General features: G+C 51.2%; 23 protein-coding genes. 15 read left to right on the plus strand and 8 right to left on the minus strand.

Annotation, left to right across the window (positions count from 1 at the left end; all coding sequences use genetic code 11):
• Nucleotides 1–94: 94 nt before the first annotated feature.
• Both PAEVO_RS24110 and PAEVO_RS24115 read right to left on the minus strand, forming a co-directional pair.
• Nucleotides 95–943 carry a hypothetical protein gene (locus PAEVO_RS24110; protein ID WP_100540045.1) on the minus strand — a complete coding sequence of 283 codons (849 nt, stop codon included), beginning with the start codon at nt 941–943 and terminating at the stop codon, nt 95–97.
• Nucleotides 940–1,458 (minus strand): sigma-70 family RNA polymerase sigma factor, encoded by a 519-nt coding sequence (locus tag PAEVO_RS24115; RefSeq protein WP_100540046.1) that lies wholly within the window; start codon nt 1,456–1,458, stop codon nt 940–942. The genes PAEVO_RS24110 and PAEVO_RS24115 overlap by 4 nt, the downstream gene beginning before the upstream one ends.
• Before the next feature lie 325 nt (nt 1,459–1,783).
• Between PAEVO_RS24115 and PAEVO_RS24120 the strand changes: the two genes are divergently transcribed.
• The 5 genes from PAEVO_RS24120 (at nt 1,784) to PAEVO_RS24140 (ending at nt 5,830) form a co-directional block, all read left to right on the plus strand.
• Nucleotides 1,784–3,037, plus strand: coding sequence for an MFS transporter (locus PAEVO_RS24120; RefSeq protein WP_100540047.1), 1,254 nt, complete (start codon nt 1,784–1,786; stop codon nt 3,035–3,037).
• Nucleotides 3,038–3,417: 380 nt separating this feature from the next.
• Nucleotides 3,418–3,738 (plus strand): PadR family transcriptional regulator, encoded by a 321-nt coding sequence (locus PAEVO_RS24125; protein WP_071222099.1) that lies wholly within the window; start codon nt 3,418–3,420, stop codon nt 3,736–3,738.
• A gap of 70 nt (nt 3,739–3,808) precedes the next feature.
• Entirely contained in the window at nt 3,809–4,150 is a 342-nt protein-coding gene (locus PAEVO_RS24130) for a DUF1048 domain-containing protein (protein WP_100540048.1), read from the plus strand.
• A gap of 168 nt (nt 4,151–4,318) precedes the next feature.
• Entirely contained in the window at nt 4,319–5,080 is a 762-nt protein-coding gene (locus tag PAEVO_RS24135; protein WP_100540049.1) for an ABC transporter ATP-binding protein, read from the plus strand.
• Nucleotides 5,081–5,830, plus strand: a complete 750-nt coding sequence (locus PAEVO_RS24140) for an ABC transporter permease (RefSeq protein ID WP_100540050.1) — start codon at nt 5,081–5,083, stop codon at nt 5,828–5,830. It abuts the gene before it with no gap.
• Between the two features lie 226 nt (nt 5,831–6,056).
• On the opposite strand, the gene PAEVO_RS24150 is transcribed toward PAEVO_RS24140, so the two are convergent.
• Nucleotides 6,057–11,768 (minus strand): WIAG-tail domain, encoded by a 5,712-nt coding sequence (locus PAEVO_RS24150; protein ID WP_100540051.1) that lies wholly within the window; start codon nt 11,766–11,768, stop codon nt 6,057–6,059.
• A 650-nt stretch (nt 11,769–12,418) separates the two neighbouring features.
• Between PAEVO_RS24150 and PAEVO_RS24155 the strand changes: the two genes are divergently transcribed.
• A complete protein-coding gene (locus PAEVO_RS24155; RefSeq protein ID WP_100540052.1) occupies nt 12,419–13,924 on the plus strand; it encodes an HD-GYP domain-containing protein in 1,506 nt (501 codons plus the stop codon).
• A 193-nt stretch (nt 13,925–14,117) separates the two neighbouring features.
• On the opposite strand, the gene tatC is transcribed toward PAEVO_RS24155, so the two are convergent.
• Together tatC and PAEVO_RS24165 are read right to left on the minus strand one after the other, a co-directional pair.
• Nucleotides 14,118–14,888 carry a twin-arginine translocase subunit TatC gene (gene tatC, locus PAEVO_RS24160; protein WP_100540053.1) on the minus strand — a complete coding sequence of 257 codons (771 nt, stop codon included), beginning with the start codon at nt 14,886–14,888 and terminating at the stop codon, nt 14,118–14,120.
• Between the two features lie 23 nt (nt 14,889–14,911).
• Nucleotides 14,912–15,163 carry a MerR family transcriptional regulator gene (locus PAEVO_RS24165; RefSeq protein ID WP_100540054.1) on the minus strand — a complete coding sequence of 84 codons (252 nt, stop codon included), beginning with the start codon at nt 15,161–15,163 and terminating at the stop codon, nt 14,912–14,914.
• 279 nt (nt 15,164–15,442) lie between these two features.
• On the opposite strand from PAEVO_RS24165, the gene PAEVO_RS24170 reads away from it, so the two are divergent.
• From PAEVO_RS24170 to PAEVO_RS24200, 7 genes are all read left to right on the plus strand, one after another.
• Nucleotides 15,443–17,047: a flavin monoamine oxidase family protein gene (locus tag PAEVO_RS24170; protein WP_100540055.1), complete on the plus strand. Its 1,605-nt coding sequence runs from the start codon at nt 15,443–15,445 to the stop codon at nt 17,045–17,047.
• A gap of 20 nt (nt 17,048–17,067) precedes the next feature.
• Nucleotides 17,068–17,619, plus strand: coding sequence for a RidA family protein (locus PAEVO_RS24175; RefSeq protein WP_100540056.1), 552 nt, complete (start codon nt 17,068–17,070; stop codon nt 17,617–17,619).
• 91 nt (nt 17,620–17,710) lie between these two features.
• Nucleotides 17,711–17,926 carry a twin-arginine translocase TatA/TatE family subunit gene (locus PAEVO_RS24180; RefSeq protein ID WP_012818889.1) on the plus strand — a complete coding sequence of 72 codons (216 nt, stop codon included), beginning with the start codon at nt 17,711–17,713 and terminating at the stop codon, nt 17,924–17,926.
• A gap of 243 nt (nt 17,927–18,169) precedes the next feature.
• Entirely contained in the window at nt 18,170–18,373 is a 204-nt protein-coding gene (locus PAEVO_RS24185) for a CsbD family protein (protein ID WP_100540057.1), read from the plus strand.
• Nucleotides 18,374–18,405: 32 nt separating this feature from the next.
• A complete protein-coding gene (locus PAEVO_RS24190; RefSeq protein WP_100540058.1) occupies nt 18,406–18,681 on the plus strand; it encodes a hypothetical protein in 276 nt (91 codons plus the stop codon).
• Nucleotides 18,682–18,836: 155 nt separating this feature from the next.
• Complete coding sequence (locus PAEVO_RS24195; protein WP_100540059.1) at nt 18,837–19,511, plus strand: NAD(P)H-binding protein; 675 nt, start codon at nt 18,837–18,839, stop codon at nt 19,509–19,511.
• 68 nt (nt 19,512–19,579) lie between these two features.
• Entirely contained in the window at nt 19,580–19,960 is a 381-nt protein-coding gene (locus PAEVO_RS24200) for a RidA family protein (protein ID WP_100540060.1), read from the plus strand.
• A gap of 131 nt (nt 19,961–20,091) precedes the next feature.
• Here PAEVO_RS24200 and PAEVO_RS24205 read toward each other — a convergent pair whose 3' ends face one another.
• From PAEVO_RS24205 to PAEVO_RS24215, 3 genes are all read right to left on the minus strand, one after another.
• Entirely contained in the window at nt 20,092–20,856 is a 765-nt protein-coding gene (locus PAEVO_RS24205) for a tryptophan-rich sensory protein (protein WP_100540061.1), read from the minus strand.
• A 96-nt stretch (nt 20,857–20,952) separates the two neighbouring features.
• The gene (locus PAEVO_RS24210) at nt 20,953–22,569 is read right to left on the minus strand and encodes a response regulator (RefSeq protein ID WP_100540062.1); all 1,617 of its coding nucleotides are present in this window, start codon (nt 22,567–22,569) and stop codon (nt 20,953–20,955) included.
• Nucleotide 22,570: 1 nt separating this feature from the next.
• Nucleotides 22,571–24,355 carry a cache domain-containing sensor histidine kinase gene (locus tag PAEVO_RS24215; RefSeq protein ID WP_100540063.1) on the minus strand — a complete coding sequence of 595 codons (1,785 nt, stop codon included), beginning with the start codon at nt 24,353–24,355 and terminating at the stop codon, nt 22,571–22,573.
• A gap of 154 nt (nt 24,356–24,509) precedes the next feature.
• On the opposite strand from PAEVO_RS24215, the gene PAEVO_RS24220 reads away from it, so the two are divergent.
• Nucleotides 24,510–25,391, plus strand: coding sequence for a carbohydrate ABC transporter permease (locus tag PAEVO_RS24220; protein ID WP_100540064.1), 882 nt, complete (start codon nt 24,510–24,512; stop codon nt 25,389–25,391).
• Nucleotides 25,391–26,227 carry a carbohydrate ABC transporter permease gene (locus PAEVO_RS24225; protein WP_076326017.1) on the plus strand — a complete coding sequence of 279 codons (837 nt, stop codon included), beginning with the start codon at nt 25,391–25,393 and terminating at the stop codon, nt 26,225–26,227. The genes PAEVO_RS24220 and PAEVO_RS24225 overlap by 1 nt, the downstream gene beginning before the upstream one ends.
• The last annotated feature ends 15 nt before the right edge of the window (nt 26,228–26,242 follow it).

Genomic DNA, 26,242 nt, shown 5'->3' on the forward strand with positions numbered 1-26,242 from the left:
TGCGGTACAATCGCACCAAAACAACGTCATGGATCTTCACAAAGAAAGCACCGCTCCAACACTTGTCGGAGCGGTGCTTTCTTTGTGTTACGGGTTAGTCCGGGCGCTCATTGCTCATCCAGCTGTCGATGCGAAGATCATCGCCGTAGGTCTCGCGCGACGAAATTTCGCTGAGCTTCTGCTCGGCAGCCTCGCGGGTATCGAACCCGCCGATGACCGCGATGAAGTCGCCGCTGGCCGTCTTAATGAAAGTCACGTCGTCTTCCATATAAATCTCTTCCAGAATGGCAAGGGATTCCCCTTGCGGCATGGCTTCACTGCGGATATAGAAGACCTCGCGCGGGGTTGCCGACTCACCGGTCGAAGTGAGCTTCAGCTCAATATAGCCGGGATCTCTATATTCGGATACGGTATGCTTCACGCCGTCCTTCAGTTCAACGACAAAACGCATGGCCGAGTCGTCCAGAATCACATTTTCATAGACATCCTTTACCAGCGGGAGAGCCAGCATGTCTTTCTTGAGGGTTTCATAATCAAAGTTTCGTACGCCGTTAAACGTGAAGATCAGACGGTTTGGCGCATCCCGATGATCCACGGTGTAGGCCGGAACGCTGGAAACGGAATGGCCTTCCTGATCAAATTGAATCTTAAATACGTCCTCGGAAGCTTCCGTGCCTACGGTAACGCCGTCGGTCCGTTCGCCTCCGCCCCCGAACTGCAGAACCTGAACGATGCTGCCCACCACGGGGACTTTGGATAAGGCGTTTGCCACCGTCGGGATATTGACCACGAATAACAGGGCAACGGCCGCCGCAACAATGGAGGAGTATCTCATCAAGCGCATGGATCGTTTACGGGCAGCCGCCTTTTTCATTGCTGCGTCCATAACGCCGGTTAGCTGGGCAGGGATCTCAATGTGTTCATAGCGTTCTTTTCCTGTCATAGACGATCGACCTCTCCCTCGATTAAATATGATTTTAATTTTCCGATAATACGATAGAACCTGGTCTTGACCGTGTTTTCGGACAATGCCAGCATATCCGCCATTTCTCTAAAGCGCAGGTCCTCAAAAAACTTCAAAATAATGTAGGTTTTCTCTTCTGGCATCAGTCTGTCCAAAGCATCATATAAATCCATTTTCTCTTCCAGCGGTACGGCATGCTCTGCGGCCGCATAGTCTTGCGTTTGGTCTTCCATATAAGTTACCCGCTTCTTGCGACCGAGATGGTCGATAGCCGCGTTAATGACAATCCGGGTCATCCAGGACTCAAAATACTGCGGCGTGTTCATCCGCTCGTAAGCAAGATATCCCTTATAGGTTGCCTCGGAAACGATATCCAGTGCCTCCTGCTCATTCTTGACATAGCAATAGGCTACCCGGTATAACTTGTTTTTGCATTTCTCCATATTTTCGCTGAACTGTGTTTGCTTCGAGTCTTTCGCTCTCAGTTCACTCACCCCTAACTACTAGCGCTAGTATTTTATGTCATGGCACGAATTCGTTTTGATCTATTCCTGGTTTTAATGGGTTGGATCATGCTCAAGTACTTGAGTGCGCTTGACTGATCATTAGACCGTGGAGCAGGCCAAATAGTTTTAGCCAGGGATAAAAAAGTAACAAATTGGTGAGATATACCATCTGAATCACTTGAAAATAATCCATAATCTTAACAGAAGTCCTTAACGGTGTTACTATATTAACCATATAAAATGTACGGAGGCCAGAACATGTAGGTTTTTCTACCCTAACCAATACAACTAAATACAGAATTGGGGTAGAAAGATGAAGAGGAATTCTTTTCGGTATCTCTGGATAGGTCAGGCGCTCGCCAATAGCGGCGATTTGTTTTACATTGTCGGCTTGATGGCAATAATCCATGGGATGACAGGCTCCGCCATGTTGATGGCCATGATACCATTTGTCACGACGATGGCACGGTTTATAAGCGGGAGCTTTGCGCCCGTGTTGATGGATAAATACAGCCTCAAATCGCTGCTTGCTTCGTCGCAAATCGGGAAAACAGCCGTGTTGTTCCTGTTGTTAGTGACCTACTATGTGCTGGGAGAGCAGGAGGTGACGGTCTATGCGATTCTCGGATTCGTATTCCTCATCTCTTTGCTCGATGGTTGGGCCGCGCCCGCAAGCCATGCCATGCTGCCTCGGCTGGTGGATGCCGCGGAGTTAACGAAAGCCAACAGCTTCGTAGCTCTCGTCGATCAGTTAATCCAGCTGGGAGGATGGGCCGTTGGGGGACTGCTGGTTGTAGCTATGGGTGGCAGCAACGTGATATGGCTAACCTTTTCCCTGGCCCTGGCAGCTGCTGTCTTCATGAAGATGATTGAGGATCGGCATGAAGCTGCCCGGGAACAGAAAGGGAAAGCGGACATTTCAAATTGGAACTCCATTCAAGAAGGGTGGACACTCATTTGGAGACAGCCCTCACTCCGGGCGATACATATCATGTATGTACTGGAGACCATTGCGGGCGTGATCTGGATTGCAGCGATCATCTACGTCTACGTAGCTGATGCGCTGAATAAGGAAGAGGCTTGGTGGGGGTATATCAACGCAAGCTTTTTCCTGGGACTTATGCTGGGCGGACTGTTTGGAATGAGGGGCGCGGGGCTGATCGACCGCAACATCCGTAAATTCGTCATCTGCTCTTCCTTCGGCATCAGTCTTATGACGTTTGGTTTTGGATTGACCTCGGTACCTTGGCTGGCCCTTGTTTTCTCCGCGGGTTTCGGTATTTTTGAACAGCTCAAGTCGGTTTCTCTACAGACCACCTTGCAGCGTAGCGTATCGATTCATCTATTGCCGAAAGTGTACGCGGCTCAGAGCGCGCTGGTTTCGCTGGTATTTGGACTGTCCACACTGCTGTTCGGGTACATTACCGATGAATTCGGCGTCCGGGCCACGTATTTCATCGCAGCCATAGTGTTGTTTATCTCAGGATGTTACGCATTACGGATACGAACGAGATTGCCGGCGTTAGGGGAGGGGCCCGAACAACAAGTACGGATCGGCATCGAATAAAATAATGAATGAACAAAAGGCGAGCTTAACGCTCGTCTTTTTTACATGCATAATTGATCCGGACGCAAGTAACTGCAAGCATCGCAAGACGGTTCATGTCGACTTAAAAATCCAGTTGACAATCCATCTACTATGTATTACGATATACCCGTAGTAGGTCACACTTATTACCACGACCACGGAAAAGTGAGGTTGCGAAAATATTTTCAGGAGAAATGATTGACACTCCCTGCTACTCGGTGATACAATGTACACGTAGTAAGTAATACTTAATAGCATTTTTTTAAATGCTGTTAAGTGAAAATTTCCCTTAGTACTAAGTTATACTGAATATGAGTTATACTAATTAGGGGAGGGACGAAATAGAGGAGGTACTGAATATGGAAAATTTAACTGAAATGCTGAAGGGTTCGCTGGAAGGTTGCGTGCTGGAAATCATCAGCCGCCGTGAAACCTATGGCTACGAGATTACCCGCCGCCTGAACGAGCTGGGGTTTACCGAAGTCGTGGAAGGAACGGTCTACACCATACTCGTGCGGCTAGAAAAGAAAAAACTGGTGAACATTGAAAAGAAACCGTCAGATATGGGACCGCCGCGCAAGTTTTACTCACTTAATGAGGCTGGCCGCCAGGAACTTGAATTGTTTTGGGAAAAGTGGGATTTTTTATCGTCGAAAATTAACGTCTTGAAGTCAAACTAGCTTCATAAGATATTCCGTCCGATATTTTGGGGTGTCTTGTTCAGATTTAAATAAAAGGAGGAAACATAATATGTTGGAAATGTTCAAAAAAATGATTGGTGATAAAAAAGAGTACAAGATGATGATGGCACGGGTCGAAGCCCTGCCAGAGGACTACCAGTTTGTATTTAAGAAAATTCAAAACTACATGTGGAATTTCTCGGCGGGCAACGGGATGGATATGCTGCACATGCAGTATGAATTAATTGATTTGTTCGAAGCCGGTGCGGCGGAAGGCAGACAAGTGCTGGAAATCACCGGGGACGACGTGGCGTCCTTTGCCGACGAACTTGTGGCAAACGCTAAAACCTATGTAGCCAAGTATCGGGAAGATTTGAATCAGAGTATCATGAACCGATTGGGGAAAAAATAAATTCAATAGATCATACTGACTGATTAGCTGGTTACAAATGTGAATTGCCGCCTTCGCTATTCAGTTCATTTTTAGCCCGGTAGTAAGTTATACAGATTATCAGTCAGACTAAATAGTGAAGTGTAGGCAATCTAGCTTCCAAGGCACTTATTATAAGGAGGAAAAAATATGAGGAATGAAGCGATTTCTGTAAAAGGGTTAAAAAAATCCTTTAAAGACAAGGAAGTTTTAAAGGGGGTGGATTTTGAGGTGCGGCGTGGCGAAATTTTCGCGCTGCTGGGCTCAAATGGAGCGGGCAAGACGACGACAGTCAACATCCTCTCGACGCTGATGAAGCCCGATGGCGGCGAAGCAGGTATTTGCGGCTTTGACGTCCAGCGTCAACCGGATCATGTTCGCCAGAGCATCAGCCTGACAGGGCAGTTCGCAGCTTTAGACGGTATGCTGACCGGGCGGGAAAACCTGATGATGATTGCCAAGATGCGGGGAGTTTCCAATCCAGCACAAGTCGCCGATAATCTGCTTGCAAGATTCAGCCTGACCGATGCGGGGGGCCGCCGGGCAGACAAATATTCGGGCGGGATGAAGCGCCGGCTTGACATTGCCATGAGTCTGATCGGGACACCGGCAGTCATTTTTCTCGACGAACCGACGACGGGGCTTGACCCTGAAGCGCGGATTGAAGTCTGGAATACCGTCAAGGAGCTTGCCGGCGGCGGCACGACCATCTTGCTGACGACCCAGTACCTGGAGGAAGCAGAACAACTGGCGGACCGTATCGCCATCCTGCACGGCGGAAAAATCATCACGACCGGTACCCTTACCGAACTCAAAGAGATGTTCCCGCCAGCGAAAGTGGAGTATATCGAGAAGCAGCCGACATTGGAGGAAATTTTCCTCGCGATCATCGGCAAAAAGGAGGAGATGTAAATGAAAAGCAAAACAGGGGTATTACTGGGGCGTTTAATGCGCAACATCATGCGCAGTCCGGATACGATTATCACGGTGGCGATTACACCGATTATGATGATGCTGCTGTTTGTCTACGTATTTGGCGGCGCCATAGAGACAGGCACGAACAACTACGTCAATTATTTATTGCCGGGAATCTTGCTAATGGCTATCGCATCCGGCGTCGCTTACACTTCCTTGCGGCTGTTTACGGATGTAAAGAGTGGGCTGATGGCGCGTTTCATTACGATGCCCATCAAGCGCTCGTCGGTATTGTGGGCTCACGTGTTGACCTCGCTTTTTTCCAATGCGCTTACTGTCGTGGTCGTTATTCTTGTCGCGCTCTTGATGGGCTTCCGTTCCAGCGCTAATATCCTGGATTGGCTCGCGGTCGCTGGGATACTCGGGCTGTTTACGCTGGCGCTGACCTGGCTGGCGGTCATTCCCGGATTGACAGCAAAGTCTATGGAAGGGGCGACAGCCTACTCGTATCCGCTGATTTTCCTGCCGTTTATCAGTTCAGCCTTTGTTCCCACCGAAACCATGCCAAAAATTGTTCGTGCGTTCGCTGAGAACCAGCCTGTGACTTCAATCGTGAATGCGGTTCGAGCCCTCTTGTATGAAGGGTCTGTCGGCAACGCAATCTGGATCGCGCTTGCCTGGTGCGTCGGCATCATGGTCATCGCTTACTTCTTCGCCAGTAAAACATTTAAACGCCAGTTAGGATAAGTACACCAGGATGGGCTTAACCATATCAATATCAGTCAGCCGCTGCGATGAATGTATTGGCTATCATATGGAAGGCTGCAATGCCGGGGCAACCATCAGCGGAGTCATGGAGACCCATCAAATGTGGACTGTATCATGATTAGGAAAGAAGATATTGACGTGAAAGAGGCCCTCCCGTGTCACGCAGGGGAGAGCCTCTTTTTGGATTGCTATGTTGTTACCGGTGTTACCGTGAAGGACCGATTGCAATCCAGGACATGAAACCATAGGCGAGATTGCAGTTAGGCTGGCGGCTTACTTCAAGGACGGCGGCATCCTCGCGCTGGGATTTCAGGGAGATCTGGAAGCCCGGATTGTTGCTCATCCCTACAATGATATAGTTTATTCCGCCAAAAGGCTCCTCAAATTGGACGGTAACCTCAGTCAGCACCTCAGCACCAAATACAAATGGAGTCATTCCGAATTGCTGCAGCTTCGGCTGGCCGGCTGCGCTCCGTATAGGAGTAAAGCCCAAATGTTTCGTCGTTACCGCGCCCTGTGCCAATTGTTGTCCGGTAACCGCTCCTTCGGCCAGGTGGGCGCTGGTGACTGTGCCATCGGCAAGCTTGCTGCCATCGATGGAGCCTTCGGCTAACGTGAAGTTATCGAAGGCATCCGGTCCGAGGTGCTTGCTGCCGATGGCTCCGTCGGCAATCTGTGCGCCCGTTAGGGAGCCGTTTGCAACGTGAGCGCCGGTGATGGAAGCCTCAGCAATCTTGCTGGCTGTAACTGATCCGTCGGCTAACGTGAAGTTATTGAAGGCATCCGGTCCGAGATGCTTGCTGCTGATGGCTCCGTCGGCAATTTGCGCGCCTGTAAGCGAACCATCCGCAACGTGAGCGCCAGTGATGGAAGCCTCAGCAATCTTGCTGCTGTCTATGGAGCCGTCGGCTAACGTGAAGTTATTGAAGGCATCCGGTCCGAGGTGTCTACTGCCGATGGCTTCGTCGGCAATCTGGTTACCAGTGAGGGAGCCTTCAGCAACGTGAGCGCCGGTGATGGAAGCCTTAGCAATCTTGCTGCTGTCTATGGAGCCTTCGGCTAACGTGAAGTTATCGAAGGCATCCGGTCCGAGGTGCTTGCTGCTGATGGCTCCGTCGGCAATCTGTGCGCCTGTAAGCGAACCATCCGCAACGTGAGCGCCGGTGATGGAAGCCTCAGCAATCTTGCTGGCTGTAACTGATCCGGCGGCTAACGTGAAGTTATTGAAGGCATCCGGTCCGAGATGCTTGCTACTGATGGCTCCGTCGGCAATCTGTGCGCCTGTAAGCGAACCATCCGCAACGTGAGCGCCGGTGATGGAAGCCTCAGCAATCTTGCTGCTGTCTATGGAGCCTTCGGCTAACGTAAAGTTATTGAAGGCGTCCGGTCCGAGATGCTTGCTGCCGATTGCGCCGTCGGCAATCTGCGCGCCTGTAAGCGAACCATCCGCAACGTGAGCGCCAGTGATGGAAGCCTCAGCAATCTTGCTGGCTGTAACTGATCCGTCGGCTAACGTGAAGTTATTGAAGGCATCCGGTCCGAGATGCTTGCTGCCGATGGCTCCGTCGGCAATTTGCGCGCCTGTAAGCGAACCATCCGCAACGTGAGCGCCAGTGATGGAAGCCTCAGCAATCTTGCTGCTGTCTATGGAGCCGTCGGCTAACGTGAAGTTATTGAAGGCATCCGGTCCGAGGTGTCTACTGCCGATGGCTTCGTCGGCAATCTGGTTACCAGTGAGGGAGCCTTCAGCAACGTGAGCGCCGGTGATGGAAGCCTCAGCAATCTTGCTGCTGTCTATGGAGCCATCGGCTAACGAGAAGTTATTGAAGGCATCCGGTCCGAGATGCTTGCTGCCGATTGCCCCGTCGGCAATCTGCGCACCAGTAAGTGAACCCTCAGCTACATGCGCGCCGGTGATGGAAGCCTCAGCAATCTTGCTGCCTGTAACCGATCCCTCGGCTAACGTGAAGTTATCGAAGGCATCCGGTCCGAGATGCCGGCTGCCGATTGCGCCGTCGGCAATCTGCGCACCAGTAAGTGACCCCTCAGCAACGTGCGATCCTGTAACGGTGGCCTCAGCAATCTTGCTGCCTGTAACTGATCCGTCGGCTAACGTGAAGTTATTGAAGGCATCCGGCCCGAGATGCTTGCTGCCGATTGCGCCGTCGGCAATCTGCGCACCAGTAAGTGAACCCTCAGCTACATGCGCGCCGGTGATGGAAGCCTCAGCAATCTTGCTGCCTGTAACCGATCCTTCGGCTAACGTGAAGTTATTGAAGGCATCCGGTCCAAGATGTTTGCTGCCAATAGTGCCGTCGGCAATCTGCGCACCAGTAAGTGAACCCTCAGCTACATGTGCACCGGTGATAGAAGCTTCGGCAATCTTGCTGCCTGTAACCGATCCCTCGGCTAACGTGAAGTTATCGAAGGCGTCCGGTCCGAGGTGTCTACTGCCGATGGCTTCGTCGGCAATCTGCGCACCAGTAAGTGAACCCTCAGCTACATGCGCACCGGTGATGGAAGCCTCAGCAATCTTGCTGCCTGTAACCGACCCCTCGGCTAACGTGAAGTTATCGAAGGCGTCCGGTCCGAGGTGTCTACTGCCGATGGCTTCGTCGGCAATCTGCGCACCAGTAAGTGAACCCTCAGCTACATGCGCACCGGTGATAGAAGCTTCGGCAATCTTGCTGCCTGTAACCGATCCCTCGGCTAACGTGAAGTTATCGAAGGCGTCCGGTCCGAGGTGCTTGCTACCAATAGTGCCGTCGGCAATCTGCGTACCAGTAAGTGAACCCTCAGCTACATGCGCGCCGGTGATAGAAGCTTCGGCAATCTTGCTGCCTGTAACCGATCCCTCGGCTAACGTGAAGTTATCGAAGGCGTCCGGTCCGAGGTGCTTGCTACCAATAGTGCCGTCGGCAATCTGCGTACCCGTGAGAGAGCCGTTCGCAACGTGAGTACCGGATATCGTTTCCTTCGCAATCTTGCTTCCCGTAATTCCACCGTCCTGCACAAGTTCCGTTGTGATCGCGCCCGCTTCGATATGCTGCGAACCGATGCTGGAGATTTGCAGGTGATGGGGAAGAACGGCCCCCTCCGCCAGCTGCCTCGATTTTACGGCCCCCGGCTGCAATTGATCGACGCCAACGCTGTCCGGTTGCAGGTGGACATGACCGACAGACTGATTTCCGAGATGTGCTGCGTTGATGGAGTACGGCGCCAGGTGATGGCTCTGAATTGAGAACAATTCAATATGCTTGGAGCTCACAGCGCCTTCGGCGAGATGTCCGCTCTGGATCGATTCTCCGGCGACATGTTCAGGAAGGATGGCGCCGTTCGTGATATGTGCGGACTCGATGCTCTCTGCCTGAATGTGCCGGGCATTGACGGAGCCGGAAGCAAGATGGCGGCCGGTAACCGATCCTTCATCCATATGCTGTGATTTGACAATATCCACGCCCAGGTGGTCAGACTGGACGCTCGCTTCTTGCAGGTGCACCGCTGAAATGGAGAGAGGCTTGATCTTATCACCACTCACGGCGTTCGCTTGCAGCGCGGCTCCCGAGACTGACGAAGGCGAGAGGTGGGCTTCCGTAATGGATTGTGGCCCGATTTTTACGCCCGGGATGCTGCCGTCCGCGAACAACGCTTCCGCTGAGCGGCTTTCATCGGCCAAATGGCTTAACGTGATGGATTTTTTCTTCAAGTGATAGCCATGAATGGCTTCCTGCACGATATGTTTGCCCAGGATGGATTCCAGTCCCAGATGTGCGCCCTCTACAGCCTGCGGAGCAATTTTTTCCGAAGTAACGGCCTTGTTCTGAATGGCTTCTGAAGTCACCGAATTCGGCGAGAGATGAGTGGATTGAACAGCTTTTGGAGCTATTTTTCCAGCAGAGACACTGCTCTCAGCCAGTTTATTTGAAGTTACGGCAAGGTCTGTCAGTTTATCCGTGGACACGCTTTCCGGAGACAGCTTCGGCGAGGTTACCGCATGGTCCCCCAAATGTCGAGGCGCAATTACCCCATCGCCGATCGAGGACTCCACGATGCTGCCTGCAGCAATTTTATCTGTCGTTACCGCACCCTGTGCGAGTGTTTGTGTCCGTACGCTTCCCTTCTGCAGATGGCGGCTGGCAACAGAGCCATCGGTCAGATGAGGCTCGCGAACCGCACCGTTTTGCAGGGCTTCGGCGCCTACACTGCCTGCTGACAAGTGCTGCTGCTGAATGGCTTCATTGGCAATATTGCCGGAGGTTACGCCATGCTTAGCAATTATGGCTCCGCCAACCGATCCAAGCGCAAGCTTTTGGCTCGTCACGCTCTCGGGTGCCAGCGTCTCTTCGCCGACGGAAGCGGGCTGAAGATGCTGTTTTCCGATCGATCCGTCAGCCAGATGCTGTTCCGCTATCGTTTTGGGCTGAATGGCACGCCCTATGACGCTCTGAGGCGCGAAATGCTGAGGTAAGATGCTGCCCTCGGCAATATGCTCGGCATTTACTGCATCCGCAGCGAGATGCCGGGTATGAATGGCATCCGATGCAATCTGGTCCGATTCGACCGCGCTCTTTGCCAGATGGCGCGTTTGAACGGCTTCATTGGCAATTTTGGTAGGGAGTATGCTCTGGTCCGCGATTTTCGAAGCCGTAACCGCCTGTTCAACCAGCTTCACCGTATGGACGGATTGATCGGCGAGCTTGGAGCTTGTGACACTGGAATCAGCCAGATGGCGGGGGGCAACAGCGTTGATGCCGATCTGATCGGAACCGATGGAGCCGAACTGGATTTGCCCTGATCCTATGGCTCCGTCCGCTAAATGGCGGGCGCTGAGCGAGCCTTCCTGAATATGCCCGGCGTTGACGGCACCGTCAGCAATGAGGCCTGACCCGATGCTGCCGGCAGCAATATGCTCCGCAGTTACGGCCTCGCTGGCCAAATGTTTGCTCTCGATGCTTTGCGGTTTTATGTGAGAACCCGAGATGGTATCATCGGCAATTTTTTTTCCTGTTACGGCACCTTCACGGATTTTGGTCGAAGTGACTGCATCCTCGGCAAGCTTGGAGCTATGGACGCTCTCATTAGCGAGATGGCGTGTTTCTACGGCGCTGGATGCGATTTTGTCTCCTTGAACCGCCTGGTCTTCGAGCAGGTCGCTCGTCACGAGTAGCTGTTGAAGATGACGTGCAGTAATAGCCCCATCCGCGATTTTGTCGCTGACCACGGCGTGGTCTGCCAGCTTCTGCGAGGTTACGCTGCCATCCTTGATCTTGCTGGCATTGACGGAGCCGTCTCGAAACTTGCGCGTAGACAAGATGCCATCCATCAGATGTTCTCCTGTGACCGATAATGGCGCGATTTTTCCGGAGGTTACAGCTTCGTCGGCAAGGTGCAGACTGGTGATGCTGTAATCCTGTATGGCTTCAGGCCCGACGGCACCACGTGACAGCTTGGATGCTGTGACCGCTCTCGAAGCGATCCGGCTTTCGGTTACCGCATATTCCCCTATGTCCTCTGTATATATGAATGCACCCTTAATTTCAGGCATTTCCTTTTCCATAATCAGCTGCACATGCTCAATCTCTATCTCGGGAAGGGATGGGGGATCGGTAGGCACGGACGGAGTGTCAGCGGCTACAGCATCTTCTGTAGGTAAGCTGGAATCTTCGTCAGATATCGATAGTGGAGTGTTTTCTTTGTTTTCCTTGTTTTGTTTGTTTTCTTCTTGTTTTAATTCCATAAGGCCGATAAGATCCTCATCCAAATCCATAATGGTAGCAGCTGAAAGGATGTGGGCATCTTTATCTTTTTTGAGGCTGCGTCCTTTATTTCGCTCAAGCAGATCAAGCTCCCTTGTATGGGGATCTACCCTGTAGGGCTGGGAAGAGGAAGATGATGGGTTTTTCTTCTTTTTCTTCAAAACAACACGCTCCTTCCGAATACTCATCGTCTCCGGTATCATATGCAGCCGTTTAGGCGGCTGTCACTGGTCTTTTGGGATTCGACAAACGAAAGAGCAGCGTAACATGGAAAAGGACCCGGCCAAAGGCCGAGTCCTTGATTGAGCGCTAAAAAGCACATATAAAATTTAACCCCTGACGGCCAATAACGGCTGTACAGTCGGTTCCGTATTTGAAGTTTCTTCAAGAATCTTTGCTTCTAAAACGACAAAAGCCCTGCCTCTCTTTCGTCCTTGCGGCTCCGATGACCGCTCCAGTGTGAATCAGAAAACTGTTCCATAAAACTCTTACTCGTAGGGTCATAAAATAGGAATTTGCACTTCAACAGAGATGTAAATAACCATGTTTCGAGGAACTAACGGGGTTAAACTTCATATAACAATTACTTATTATAGCACACGTGCTCGTAATAAGCAAAGATATTCAAATGAATATTAGAATGTCATGCAAAAATGCTTGATTTTTTCCTGAAATCCAACGATATTCATATTAACAGTTTTTTCTTGCAAATTCTGCTGCTGCGCTCTTAAAATTGTAGCATCATGTCGAATACGTTCAGAGCTCATATGCCTTGCCGATGTTATCATCTGTTAATGAAAGTAGGCGTTCCATGCAACTGTATAAGTCTTTTCTTAAACAGCTAATCCGGAACTATATGATCGGGTCCATTGCAGCTGTGCTTGTTGTGGGTGGCGTATTAATGGTAACGACTCTGGAAATTCCTATTGAGGAAGGCGTGCGTCTTGTGGTCATACTGGCCATTTCGTTCATGGTGATGATTGCGTCGGAGCTGACCGTCTTTCTTCGGCATTTACGACCGATTCACGCGGGGTTTAATGAAGGGAATACGGATTTGGAAACGTTGGAAAAAGCATATTTGAGTATACACCGCATGCCGCGTTTAGCGGTATACCGCATATTCGGACCTCATCTGCTCGGTTTGTCGCTTCCGGCCATTCTGCTTACGGTTTGGATGATGGAGCAGGGAAAATTGAATTTTCCGCCGTTCTATATATGGCTGGCTTGTCTTGGGGCGGTCCTGCTAGCCAGCTGTCATGCCATGATCGAATTCTTCCTGACGATCGCTGCTATCCGTCCGCTGATTAAAGAGATTCGGCGGCAGGCGTTGTCGCGTTATGGCGTGGATTTCTCCCTTGAGGGCCATGTATTCATGGCGATTCGGACGAAGTTTCTGCTGAGCACGATGCTGATCGGCACCTTTCCGCTGTTTCTGTTCAGTCTGGCGGTGCAGATTCGTCTGGAGGGGCTTAGTCAGATCGTAGCACAGCAGTACTGGGGCTGGGCGGGATTTATATTGCTGCTTGGTGTCGGTTTTGCTTATATCGGCGCCTGGCTCTTGACCCAGGATTTACAGCGGCCGATCCGGCAGCTGTACCGGGCGATGAATGAGATTAAGGAAGGGCGTCTGATTCAGACCTCCAATCTCTATTCCGATGAGTTTTCCAATCTGATCGCGGGTTTCAATATGATGGTTCGCGGACTGCAGGTGCGCGAGGAGCGGAATCGCAAGCTGCTGGACAGTTACTTTGCCGCCCTGGCAGCGGCGCTGGATGCCAGAGATCCTTACACGGCAGGACATTCGCTTCGGGTGGCGGAATATTCGGTGTTACTCGGCCGGCTGGCTGGACTTAGCGAAGAGCAGATAGATCTTTTGCACAAGACGGCATTGCTGCATGATATCGGCAAGATCGGGGTTCGGGACAACATTTTGCTGAAGGAAGGAAAACTGACGGCAGAGGAGTTCGATCAAGTAAAGACTCACCCGGCTCAAGGAGAGAACATTCTCCTGCAGATCGAGCCTGCCGATGCCATGGCACCTTATCTAGAGGGGGTGCGATCCCATCATGAGCGGTATGACGGGTGCGGATACCCTGACGGTTTGAAGGGGAAGGAAATTCCGCTGTTCGGCCGGATTATTGCCGTGGCCGATGCCTATGATGCCATGACGTCGGACAGGCCGTACCGCAGCGGCATGAAATCCGTTGATGCCTTGAACATACTGGAAGCCGGCAGGGGAACCCAGTGGGATCCCGAATATGCGGGCATGTTCGTTAAATATATGAAAGCGGAGAAGAAGGTCATTACGATCCGCTAGTGGTAATAAGCAGGGAATCGCTGCTGGTTCAATAGAATAGGAATAAGAAAGAGGCCGTACCTGTGCAGGTAAACGGCCTCTTTATTGTGTGACTGTCGTTAACATATCACTGGACCCCAGGACAGCTAAGCAAGTGGTTGCGATCTCCATGCTGCTCCCGTCGTTTTGGCTAGGGATGAATGAAAACCGGATATCATATCATCTGGTGAGCCGTATCGATTTCCGTGCCTTCTTCATGCTCCACATGCTTCTGTTTGCGATGCATCCAGCTAGCCAGCCATGTGCTGATCTCATACAGACCAATGAGCGGGATGGCAACCATCAGGTGGGATACGAGGTCAGGCGGCGAGATCAGCGCTGCAACGATCACCAGAACGACATAGGCATACCGCCTCATCGTGTGCAGAATGGCCGGGCTTAATATTCCTATTCGCGTTAGAAACAGGACGACGACAGGCAGCTCAAAGGCAAGGGACAGCGGGATAATGATATTGAACATGAACCCGAAGTACTGGGAGACACCATATGTTTCCACGAGTTCCATTTGACTGTTGATTCCCGTCGTAAAGGCAAGACTCATGGGAAAAACGACAAAATACGCGAAACAAACCCCTATGATAAAGCATAACGCAGAGAAGGGGATAAACCGGAGAGCTGCTCTCTGCTCGCGGTTATTCAGCCCCTGATTGACGAACAGCCATATTTGATAAAGGGCAAATGGCAGGGTAGGAAGCAGCGATAATACGATGCTTATGCTCATATAGATGCGCAGTCCGTCCCATGGCGAGAATACGTTCCAGGTTACCTGAAAGGCTGGCGAGTGATGTTTCAATACGGATAACATATGGGGAGCGGCAATCAAGCCGGCAGCCATGCTCAGAATGAAGACGGCGGCCACCTGAAGGATCCGCTTCCTTAGCTCGGCGATGTGCTCCAGCATCGTCATCGTATTCTTGAACTCCATAGTCTCGTTCACTCCTTTCTACATCATCGGAAGATGGGCGTGCAGCGCTGTTTTTTCGTTTTGTTCAATTCTTTAAGTTCAAATGTATTAAATCCCTCCTGCATTTTTTGATGGATTTCCTGGATGATCTTCACATCCTCAAAAGAATATCGGCGATTCCCTCCCTTCGTACGCTCCGGAAATATAAGCTTCCGTTCCTCGTAATACCGGATTTGCCGTTCCGTCAAGCCGGTCAGTTCGCAAACAACCCCAATACTCATCACCTTACTCTCCATGATCTTTACCTCCTATGTAAGTATTGTTAACCCTGAGCTGCTGTAAATGGCTTGGGATTAAAACCGAAGAAGATAAAACGGCAATAATTTGGGCTTATTCATTTTGTTTGGAAGGATTTATGACATGATTTTATGAAAAACAGGGTGAAAAAGCAATCACTTTTCAAAAATAAAAAAATCATGTAAGAATTCCTGACAAGTTTTAAGTCAAATCTTGTTTTCTCTGCTAAGATCGGCTCATGAATCCAATCACACAAACTAGCGAAGGAGTGAACGAGGGTGGCTACAAAAGAACAACCAAAAGAGATGACCCGGAGGCAATTTCTGACGACTGTTGGCAAGGTGGGCGGCTCTGTCGCTGTCTTCAGCTTGATGGGTACGATGGGGCTCCTTACACCGGAAACGTTGAAAGCAGCGGGATATACGCCTCCCGGGAAGGATGACTTGAACTTAAGCGGCCGCGGCGGCAAGAAGATTATTATTCTCGGCGCAGGGATCGCGGGTCTGACGGCGGCGTATGAGCTCGGTCTTGCAGGTTACGACTGTACGATATTGGAAGCGAAAAGCTTCGCCGGTGGGCGCAACTGGACGATCCGCAAAGGAACCTCCGTGGCCGAGATCGGATCCGGCCGCCAGACGTCCCGCTTTGATAACGGACTGTATTTCAATGCAGGTCCGATGCGGATTCCGCAGTTTCACGTCACGCTGGATTATTGCAAGAAGTTTGGCGTAGCCATCGAGCCATTCAACAATGTGAATGAGAGCGGCTATTACTATAACGAGAACGTGGGGGCTTTATCGGGGCAGCGCGTCCCCAAGCGTGCAGCCAAAGCCGACGTGCGCGGATACGTGGCCGAGATGCTGGCCAAAGCCGTGAATCAAAATGCGCTGGATCTGCCGCTGACGGCGGAAGAGAAGCTGAAGCTGGTCGATTACCTGAAGGCCGAAGGAGATCTGAATCCGGACCTGTTCTATAAGGGATCGGAGCGCGGCGGATATAAGGATGAACCGGGAAGCCGCCTGGATGCGGGTGTGCTCCGGGATCCGTTCGATTTGAAGGCGATCATCAATTCCGGCTTCGGGAAATATTTCAGCAACGAATACGGTTACGACCAGCAGATGATGATGTTTCATCCCGTAGGCGGCATGGACGCCATCGTTAAGGCATTTGAGAAACGGGTAGGCAGCCGGATCAAGTACCGGGCCGAGGTGAAGGAAATTCGCCAGTCTACCTCTGGTGTGCGGATTGTGTACGCGGACGGCCATTCCGGCAGAGAGCAGGAAATCCGCGGCGATTACTGTATCTGCACCATACCGCTGACGGTGCTGAAGAAGATCCCGGCCGACTTCTCGCCGGAGATGTCCAAAGCGATCAGCAGCGTTGGCTACGCCTCCGCCGGTAAAATCGGTTTGCAGTTCAAGCGGCGCTTCTGGGAAGAGGACGAGTATTTGTACGGCGGCAGCAGTTTGACGAATATGGACATCACGCAAATCTACTATCCGCCGACAGATTATTTTGGGAGGAAGGGGATCCTGCTTGGCTATTATGCGTACGGAGGCATCGCTGATAAACTCGGCGGCATGTCGTATGCCGAGCGCGAGAAACTGGCGTTGACGCAGGGTGCCAAAATCCATCCGCAGTATCCGAAGGAGTTCGAGGCATCCTTCTCGATCGACTGGAAGAAGACCAAATACCAGGAGGGGGGCTGGGTATCCTATTCCGCCAATGATAGGAAAACCTACTACCCTACCCTCTGCAAGCCGGATAACCGCATTTACCTGGCAGGGGAGCATATCAGCTACATTACGGCCTGGCAGGCAGGCGCCATTGAGTCCGCCCGCGAGGTCGTAACCGATATCCATCAGCGCGTGATGAAAGCATGAATAGAAGGGAGACAACTCCAATGAAAAATAAAATGAAGACGATCCTGGCGCTGGCCATGCTGTTCAGTGCCGTGAGCGTGACCGCGTATGCGGATAACGCTTCTGCCCATAAGAAGCCGCCCAAAGCCATACCCTCCCCAAAATTTTACGGCAGTCCTACCTCCTCTATTTCCAGCGGGGTTATCGTACCCGAGGGAGCTTCCTATCTCTTTACAAGCGGGACGGTTCCGCCCTTACTGAACAAGGATGGCAAGACGGTTTATGAGCGCTATGGCGATACGAAAACCCAGGGGATCGGCATCTTGAAAGAAATCGAGAAGCAGCTGAAGGAGCAGGGACTGACAATGAAAGATGTCGTTTATTTGAGAGTGTACCTGACCCCGGATGCAGCCAAGAACGGAACCTTTGATTATACCGGTTGGTTTGATGCTTACGCCCAATTTTTCAATACGAAGGAGAATCCCATTAAGCCTGCGCGTTCCACCGTGGGAGTAGCCAGCCTCGTGAACGCCGATTGGTTGATTGAGATTGAAGCCGTCGCCGTGTACCCAAGCAAGGATAAGAAGAAGTAAGTTGTTATGATTCCATGAAACGAGCCGATCCAAAGCGGCTTCGTTTCCAAAAAGCACAGTCACCATCACTTATTAAAGGAGTTGGGTCCTTATGTTCCAAAATGTCGGCTTTGTCGGATTGATGATGATTTTGATTGTCGTGCTCATTCTGTTCGGGCCTTCCAAGCTGCCGGAGCTTGGCCGGGCGGTGGGCCGCACGTTATCTGAATTCAAAGCTTCCGCAAGAGAGCTGGTTGGGGAAGATAAAGAGGAGGAAAAGGACAAGGAGAGGGAAAGGGAAGGGGCGGTCATCAAACTGAAGGGATGATGTGGCAGTTTTTGTTTCTTGGGATAGGAAAGAAATGGGATATTCATGCGGAAGTAAAGGGCCCCCGTGGATCTATTGAGATCTATGGGGGCGCTTTTTTGAATGCTGATCTTTGGGGAGCGGTTCAAGATTGAACATCGTGATGAATCGTTTGCCAGGATTCAGAAAAACTCCTGAGGGGTATACACAAGTACAGGCAATTCTACATTTCATCATTCATTACTCTAAGAGGAGCTGATATTTATGGATAGCAACGTATTTAAAGGGAAATGGAAACAGATGAAGGGTGAAGCGAAGAAGCAATGGGGCAAATTGACGGATGACGATCTTGATGTGATCGACGGCGAGAAAGATAAATTGGTTGGCAAGCTGCAGGAACGTTATGGGCACACGAAGGATGCGGCGGAGCGTGAATATACGGATTGGAGTACAAGATACCGCGACTAGTCCATAAGACGATAAGGGAGGCAGAACGAATCATGTTGGAATCCCGGGTTGTGACCGGCAAGGTGATCGATATTCGTGACGGCAAGGTGTTTACCTTACACGGAGACATGGTCAGCACCTATCATTTGGGATACTATGAGATGATGAATGAGGAATTTCTCCCTGTCACGGACAGTCAGCAGGCGGCAGCGCCCACCGCGGGCCTCATGGCGGAGGAAACTGCCGAATCCTCCGGCTGGCTCCGCAGAGAGTGGAAACCGCTGACCAGTTTCATAACCGCTTGGAGAAAGAGTGCAAATCGAGCCTGATTTGCACTCTTTTTTTGTTTTTTTAGGCGTGGTTGTCCAGATCATGCGCCATGAGAAATTCATGTGAGTTTTATATTTAGAAAGTCATATTGACTTGGGTCCGATGCGGTGTAGAATGAGGTCAAAAGGAATCATGAACGGAGGGTGGGTTTGAGGTGGGAATGGTTGCACTCGTAGTTGGGGCCACGGGGCTTGTGGGGCGTATGGTAACCGAAGAACTGCTGGGCCGCGAGGAGCTTGAAGAGGTTCGCGTGCTGGTACGAAGTCTTCCTGATATTGCGCATCCCCAGCTGAAGCCCATCCTGGTGGAATGGGATCGGCTGGATCGGTACAGCGAAGCTTTTTCCGGCGTCCATAGCGTGTACTGCTGCCTGGGAACAACGATCAAAAAGGCCGGTTCCCAGCAGCAGTTCCGCAAAGTGGATGTGGATTATGTCATCAAGACAGCCGAGTTGGCTAAGCGGCACGGGGTGAGACAATTTATGGCGGTCAGTTCTGCGGGCGCCGATCCGAAGGTGCGTAATTTCTATCTTCGGACCAAGGGAGAGGTTGAAGAAAAGCTGGCCGGGATCGGTTTTCGGGGGCTGCATCTGTTCAGACCGTCATTATTGCTGGGCGAGCGGCCCGAGCGGCGGTTTGGAGAACGGATGGCATCGGTTCTCATGACTTCCCTCGACTTTGCATTCAAAGGTCCGAAGCTGGCTCCATACCGGGCCATACCCGCGCGGAAAGTAGCCAAGTCGATGGTGAATATCGGCTTAACGGATATGAAAGGCCACCATGTATACACCAATGAAGTCATCCATGTTCTCGGCGAGGCCGCCGATTAAATTTGCCAGAGTACCCGTAGCAGATTACAATGTACACAGATAGGAATACATAGAAAGGGTGACATATCATGAGTAAACATATCATATCGACCAACAAAGCCCCGGGAGCCATCGGACCTTACAGCCAAGCTGTTGAAATCAACGGATTCGTATATACTTCAGGCCAGTTGGGCCTGAATCCGGAAACGGGCGAGTTCGGCGAGGGGGTTCAGGAGCAGGCGAAGCTGTCGCTCAACAACGTAAAGGCGATCCTTGAAGCTGCCGGGACAAGCCTGGATCACGTGGTGAAAACCACGGTATTCCTGAAGGATATGAACGATTTCGCGGTGGTCAACGAAGTCTACGGCAGCTTCTTCTCCGAGCCGTACCCTGCTCGGAGCGCCGTTGAGGTTGCTCGTTTGCCGAAGGACGGACTGGTTGAGATTGAAGTCATCGCCGTTAAGCAATAAGCGTTATTATCAGATGTTAAAAAGGAGCTTTGCCTGCATTGGCAAAGCTCCTTTTTTATGCACTATGAAAATTGCGTATTGAAACTAATCTCCTGGATGAGCAAGAACTGTGCTTTTTGTTAAGACCCGGTTTAATACCGGGATCGTCTCCGATTGCGCGTAAAGAAGAGCCATATAGCATATACGAGCAGGACGATAGAGAGTACGAAGGCGGTCATTAAGATGCTGTCGGTCTCCCGATGCTCGGCCGCGATCGCGATGTAAGCCCAGGTGAAGACCAGCGGCACGATGCTGTCCCGGTAACGCTGGCCGATCAGGAAAGCGAGTAAAGCACCGATGCAGAGCAGCACAATCCCCAAAGTGGTCTCGCGCAGGCCGAAGAGGCTCCAGTCATTCTTCTGAAACACGATCCCGACATTGACGATAAAGGCAGGGCACACCCAGCCGATATATAGGCTGAACGGCAATTTCAGACAGAACTTCTCGCCTGACGTCGGATAGTCTATCGTATGCGTGCGCACATATAGAACCCACAGAGTTAACAGCAGTAACAACATCGCCACGACAGACCATTCAATGTACAAATAGTGCCATAATACAAGCCAAGCCATATTGAATACGCAGCTGACTATAAACCATGGCCCGATGGATCTTACGGAATCGCGGTTTCCGGTGTCACGACGCAGCTGGTAGATGACAAAAAAGAGCAGCAGCACATAGATGACGGACCATATGGAAAAGGCATAACCTGCGGGAGTGATCGCCGTATAATACATATCCGATATCTCCCCGGTTGTTCTGCCTCCTAGGGGCAGCATGCCTGATAACACATTCACGGTGATTACCCCGGCGAAAAACAGCAGATTCCACCAGCGGTACGGGTTGGTGCGGTACATACAATCTCCTCCTGATATCAGTCTGGAATATATAGAATATACCCAAAAGAATGAATATCAAGCCAGCGAACCGAGTAAAGGACGCTGGCCTTCCCCTCAACTCATATGCTTCTTGCGGTATTCGTTGGGCGTGAAACCCTCCATCTTTTTGAATACCTTACTGAAATATTTCTCGTCTTGGTAACCGACCATCTCCGCGATCTGGGCGATCCGGATCTGGGGATTGAGCAGCAGTGTTTTGGCTTTGTTGATTCGAATCCGCCCGAGAAAATCCGATAACGTCACGGCGAATTCCTGTTTGAATTTACGCGAAATGTACTCTCTGCTAAGAAAGAACTTCCCCGCAATTTGCTGAAGGGAAATCTCCTCATGATAGTGCTGCTCCAAATAGCGGGCAATGTCATGAATGATGTGGTTGTCCTTGGAATGGATCTGGGTAAGGACCCGGGATGCCGCATTAAGCCTTCCGCTGATCTGTTCGCGCCAGCGGTCCCAGCAGATCATTCCGTCCTCGCTGTAAGGAAGCGCGGAGGGGAGATCCTGCGAGATTTCAGCGTCTTCGACGGGTTCCTGCGTGCTTTTCACTTCATTTTCCGTCCAGTGATACTGGATCCAGTCCCACTCCGAATTCCACCTCACCAGATGCTCCGGCGATACGAGATCCCTCTCGCGTACATCCTGGAGCCACTCTTCCGTGGCTGTCTCAATGCGCTCTTTACTCCCGCTGAGTGCAGCCAACTTGAATTTCTCCTCGTAAGAGGAGAGACGCAGGGTGCGCGAGCCTTCGCTTTCAACGGCACGTTCGCGATGGATGCGGCATTTGCCGGTTAATAAATTGCGGCTGCACAAGGCTTGGACGGCATTTAGATAAGCCTTCGGCAGATCATCGGGAAAGGCGCCTGCTTTGGCGGCACCGAAATGGCTCCGCCTGCGAAGGGTGGAGAAGAACCCGTCATTGATTCGTTCCAGCACGTCGTTAAAGGGAAGCCGCGGATTCCAACAGAGCAGAATGATTTCCCCGGGTTTGTCGATGTGTCGAAAGGCAACCCCCTGATCCATCAACAGCTCATTGCAAATATTGATGAGCGTGAAGGATAGCAGATGGCGCCTGTTGCGGAATTTGGACAGCAAAGCTTCGTCAAATTGATCATCGCGCAGCACGGCAACGTTATAGGTCAGGCCGATTACCGGCAGCGTCATCCGGTTCCGCAATTGAGAAACCACGCTGTCCCTGTTGCCGTAGCCGTTAACGAGATCCGAGAGCAGGCGGTCCATATAGAAAGGGGTCATCTGATTCATTTCGATATTCTGATTGGTTATCTGCTGCCGTTTCTCTTCCTCGAGCTGCCAGGTTTGAACCGCTTTGGCCAGCGCCTCGTTCAAGCTGTCCGGTTCAACGGGCTTGAGGATATAGTCAATGCCTCCCGAACGGATCGTATGACGCACATATTCAAAATCATCATATCCGCTAATGACGAGCACTTTAATATCCGGTTTCGTGGTATGCAGCCAGGTGAGCAGCTCCAGTCCGTTTTTGCGGGGCATTCGCATGTCGGTCATGACAATTTGCGGTTTGTTCTCCTCGATTAGTCGCACCGCTTCCTCCCCGTCAGCGGCCTGATCGATTTCCGTGATGCCATGCCGCTCCCAGTCTGCCAGAAGCCCTATTGCCTCCCGCACATGCTGTTCGTCATCTACGATCAATACTCTCATTCTACTGTTCACTCTCCCATGCGTTGATATCGAGCGTGACCCTGACGCCGTGAGGCACGACATTCTCTATTGTTAATCCAGCCTTGTTGTCGGAGTATAAGTTCAAACGCATCAATACGTTTAAGAGCCCGATCGAATCATTGCCGGCATCGTTACGGTCAGGGTGGCCGTACGCCGTCGCTAGCTTGGTTCGAATCGAAGCGAGCTCTGCCTCTTCGATGGATGACCCGTTATTTTCAACGACGACCATCAAGCGGCGATCTTCCGAGATGCGGGAAGACATGGATATATGGCCGACGCCGGCGTGTGTATTCATGCCATGCTTGAAATAATTCTCAACAATCGGCTGCAGGATCATCTTCGGAACCGGAGCCGTAAGGCTCTCCGGATCCAAATCCCAAGTAATGTCCAGCTGGTCCCTGAACCGCTGCTTCTGCAGCTCAAGGTACAGCCGCACATGGTTGATCTCATCCTGCAGCGTTACTTTCCCCTCGCTGTTGCGCATATTGTAGCGCATCATATTCGCCAGCGAAGAGAGCAGGGAATAAATTCGCGGCACATTATGCTGCAGGGCCAAGGTACCGATCGACTGGAGCGAATTGTATAGGAAATGCGGATCAATCTGGGCCTGGAGTGCCTTCAGCTGATTGGTCTTATTGGCGATTTCCAGCCGGTACTCACGCAGGATCAGGTTGTTGATGGTGTCCATCATGGTTCGGAAGCGGCGGGAAAGAATCCCGATCTCATCCGGGCTTGTAACGTCAATATCCACGTCAAGCCGCCCGGTTTTCACCTGATTCATATAGCTTGTGAGTTGTTTAATGGGTCTTGTAATTCGAATGGATATCCATAGGGTGCCAAATATGACAATGAACAGTGCTAATATCGCAATAATCGCGTTAATACTCGTTAGTTCTGTCGAATGTTTGTACAGCGTTTGATGCGGGATTTGTTTGACAAGCGTCCAAGGAGCGTAAGGCAAATCGAGCTTCTCGTAAACGATCATCGCGTCTTCGCCATCGTAATATCCATTATCCGCTTGAGCGATTTCGCCCATTAGCACAGGGTCGTCCAGACGTTGCCCTCTCTGCTGCGGATCCGGACCATAGATGATGCTTCCCTTGTCATCAATCAAGTATAGCTGTTCTTCCCCTTTAGCATACAGTTGGTCGCAAATGGCCAAAATACTGTCAAGCTTCACATCGATCGCCATAAGGGCATATTGGTCGGGTGACGGCACGTTGGTGATGGATCGATAGAAGGTGAAAACTTCAAAATTCAGAATGTCCGCAGGCCGCGGAGGGAAGCCGTAACTGTGCACCTGATGGACGGGCTCGATGGCCGTATTGCCCGGGCCAAACTCTTCTATTTTACGGTACGGCGCCTGCCGGAATTCCCTGCGAGGCAGATTGCTGGATACCTGGGTGGACTGACCTGTCAAATGATTGTGCAGATAAATTTGATGCACGTCCTGCGTGCCCGTTTGAATGGCCTGCAAGGTCGTATACAGCTCGGCTACAACCCGGTGATTATCGGGATCTAAGGCAAGGTTGCGCAGAAAATGGGGATCGGAATATACGGACAGGGAGGCGCGGTCGATGCCGCGCAAATAGTTCATCAGATTGGTGGCTCCTTGATAAATCAACCGTATATTTTCATCCACTGTCTGCTCCTTCACGGACTCGCGGGTATGCGTAAACGTAATGAGCAGCGAGAGCAGGAGCGGAATGGTTGTGACAGCGAGCATGAACGTGATCAGCCGGGTCTGGATGCTGCGGTATTTCATGAAGGATCACCCCCTGGATTATCGAATGGGCATAAGCGCGTATGGTCAATATTTTACACCTAACGGTTCATGATTCTCCGTGTTTATTGTTTACAGGTTACCGCATAATGGCTGTACATCATACAACAACTTAACGAAAAGGGGAGATCAAGGGATGAATCGAAAAAAATCTTCGGCGCTGCTGCAGCAGTTTCTTTTCGTGGGACCCTCCACTATTTTTTTCATCCTGATCATGATCATTCCGTTCCTTCTGGGTCTTTATTATTCCTTCACGAACTGGAATGGCGTGTCAAGCAAAATCGACTTTGTCGGCTTTGATAATTTTGTTACCATTTTTACCAATGATGATAAATTCCGTGATGCCTTCTGGTTCACAACCCGGTTTACGGTGCTTGGGGTCATCCTGACGAATCTACTCGGATTTTTACTGGCATACTTCCTGACCAAGCCGCTTAAAACACGGAACGTGCTCCGGACGATCTTCTTCATGCCAAACGTCATCGGCGGCTTGCTGCTCGGCTTCATCTGGCAATTTATTTTTGTCAAAGGATTCGCGGCGATTGGCAATGCCACAAACCTGGGATTCTTTAACCTGCCGTGGCTCGGCACGAAGGGAACTGCCTTTTGGGCAATTGTAATCGTTTTCGTATGGCAGACGGCCGGTTACCTGATGGTCATCTACATCTCCTCGCTCAACAACGTGCCGAGGGATATTCTTGAGGCAGCCGAAATCGACGGCGCGAGCAGAGGACAGGTACTGCGGTCCATTATTATACCGCTTGTCATGCCGGCGGTTACGGTATGTTTGTTCCTGGCGATTTCCTGGTCCTTCAAAATGTTCGACTTGAACCTTTCCCTGACCAAAGGCGGACCGTTCGGCTCCACAGAGTCGGTGGCCATGAATATTTACAACGAGGCTTATACGAATAACCGTCTCGGACTCGGAACGGCGAAGGCAGTCATCTTTTTCATCGTGGTTGCCATCATAACAAGTCTGCAGGTTCGATTCACGAAGAGCAAGGAGGTTGAAGCGTAATGGAGACCACGAGAAAATACCGGCTGAACACCATGGCCACCGAGATCATCATGATCATCGTAGCGTTGCTCTTCCTGGTCCCGTTCTACTTCCTGTTCGTGAACTCCGTGAAAACCTTCGGCGATCTGTTGACGGACTCAGCAGGGCTTCCGACCACTCTTGAATGGAGCAACTATTCACGGGCGTGGGATATCACCAACTTTCCGCAGGCGTTCTGGAACTCGCTGGTCGTTACGGTTGCCAGCAATCTGCTGCTGGCGATGTTAAGTGCCATGACCGCTTACCAGATGGTTCGACGGAACACGCGTTTTAACCAGATCATGTTTGCACTGTTTGTAGCGGCGATGGTCATTCCGTTCCAATCGATCATGATTCCGCTCGTGAAAGTGACGGCAACGCTTGGCATTAACAACAGCTTGTACGGGCTCATTATTTGTTACCTGGGCTTCGGGGTTCCGCTGAGCGTGTTCCTGTTCCATGGCTTCGTGAAATCGATTCCGATGGAGATCGAAGAAGCCGCAACCGTGGATGGATCCAGCGGCTACGGCGTATTTTTCCGGGTGGTATTCCCGCTGATGAAGCCGATGTTCGTTACGGTCATTATTCTGAACACTTTGTGGATCTGGAATGACTATCTGCTTCCATCCTTGATCCTGCAGTCCGCAGAGCTACGGACCATTCCAATTGCTACTTTTGCCTTTTTTGGGCAGTATACGAAGCAGTGGGATTTGGCTCTTCCAGCGCTGGTGCTGGGGATCATGCCGGTCATTATTTTCTTCCTGGCCATGCAGAAATACATCATTGAGGGCATTACGCAAGGAGCGGTGAAGGGGTAGCCGTCAAACGGTCAA

It is taken from the genome of Paenibacillus sp. GM2FR (assembly GCF_002803325.1).
Lineage (GTDB): Bacteria > Bacillota > Bacilli > Paenibacillales > Paenibacillaceae > Paenibacillus_AQ > Paenibacillus_AQ lautus.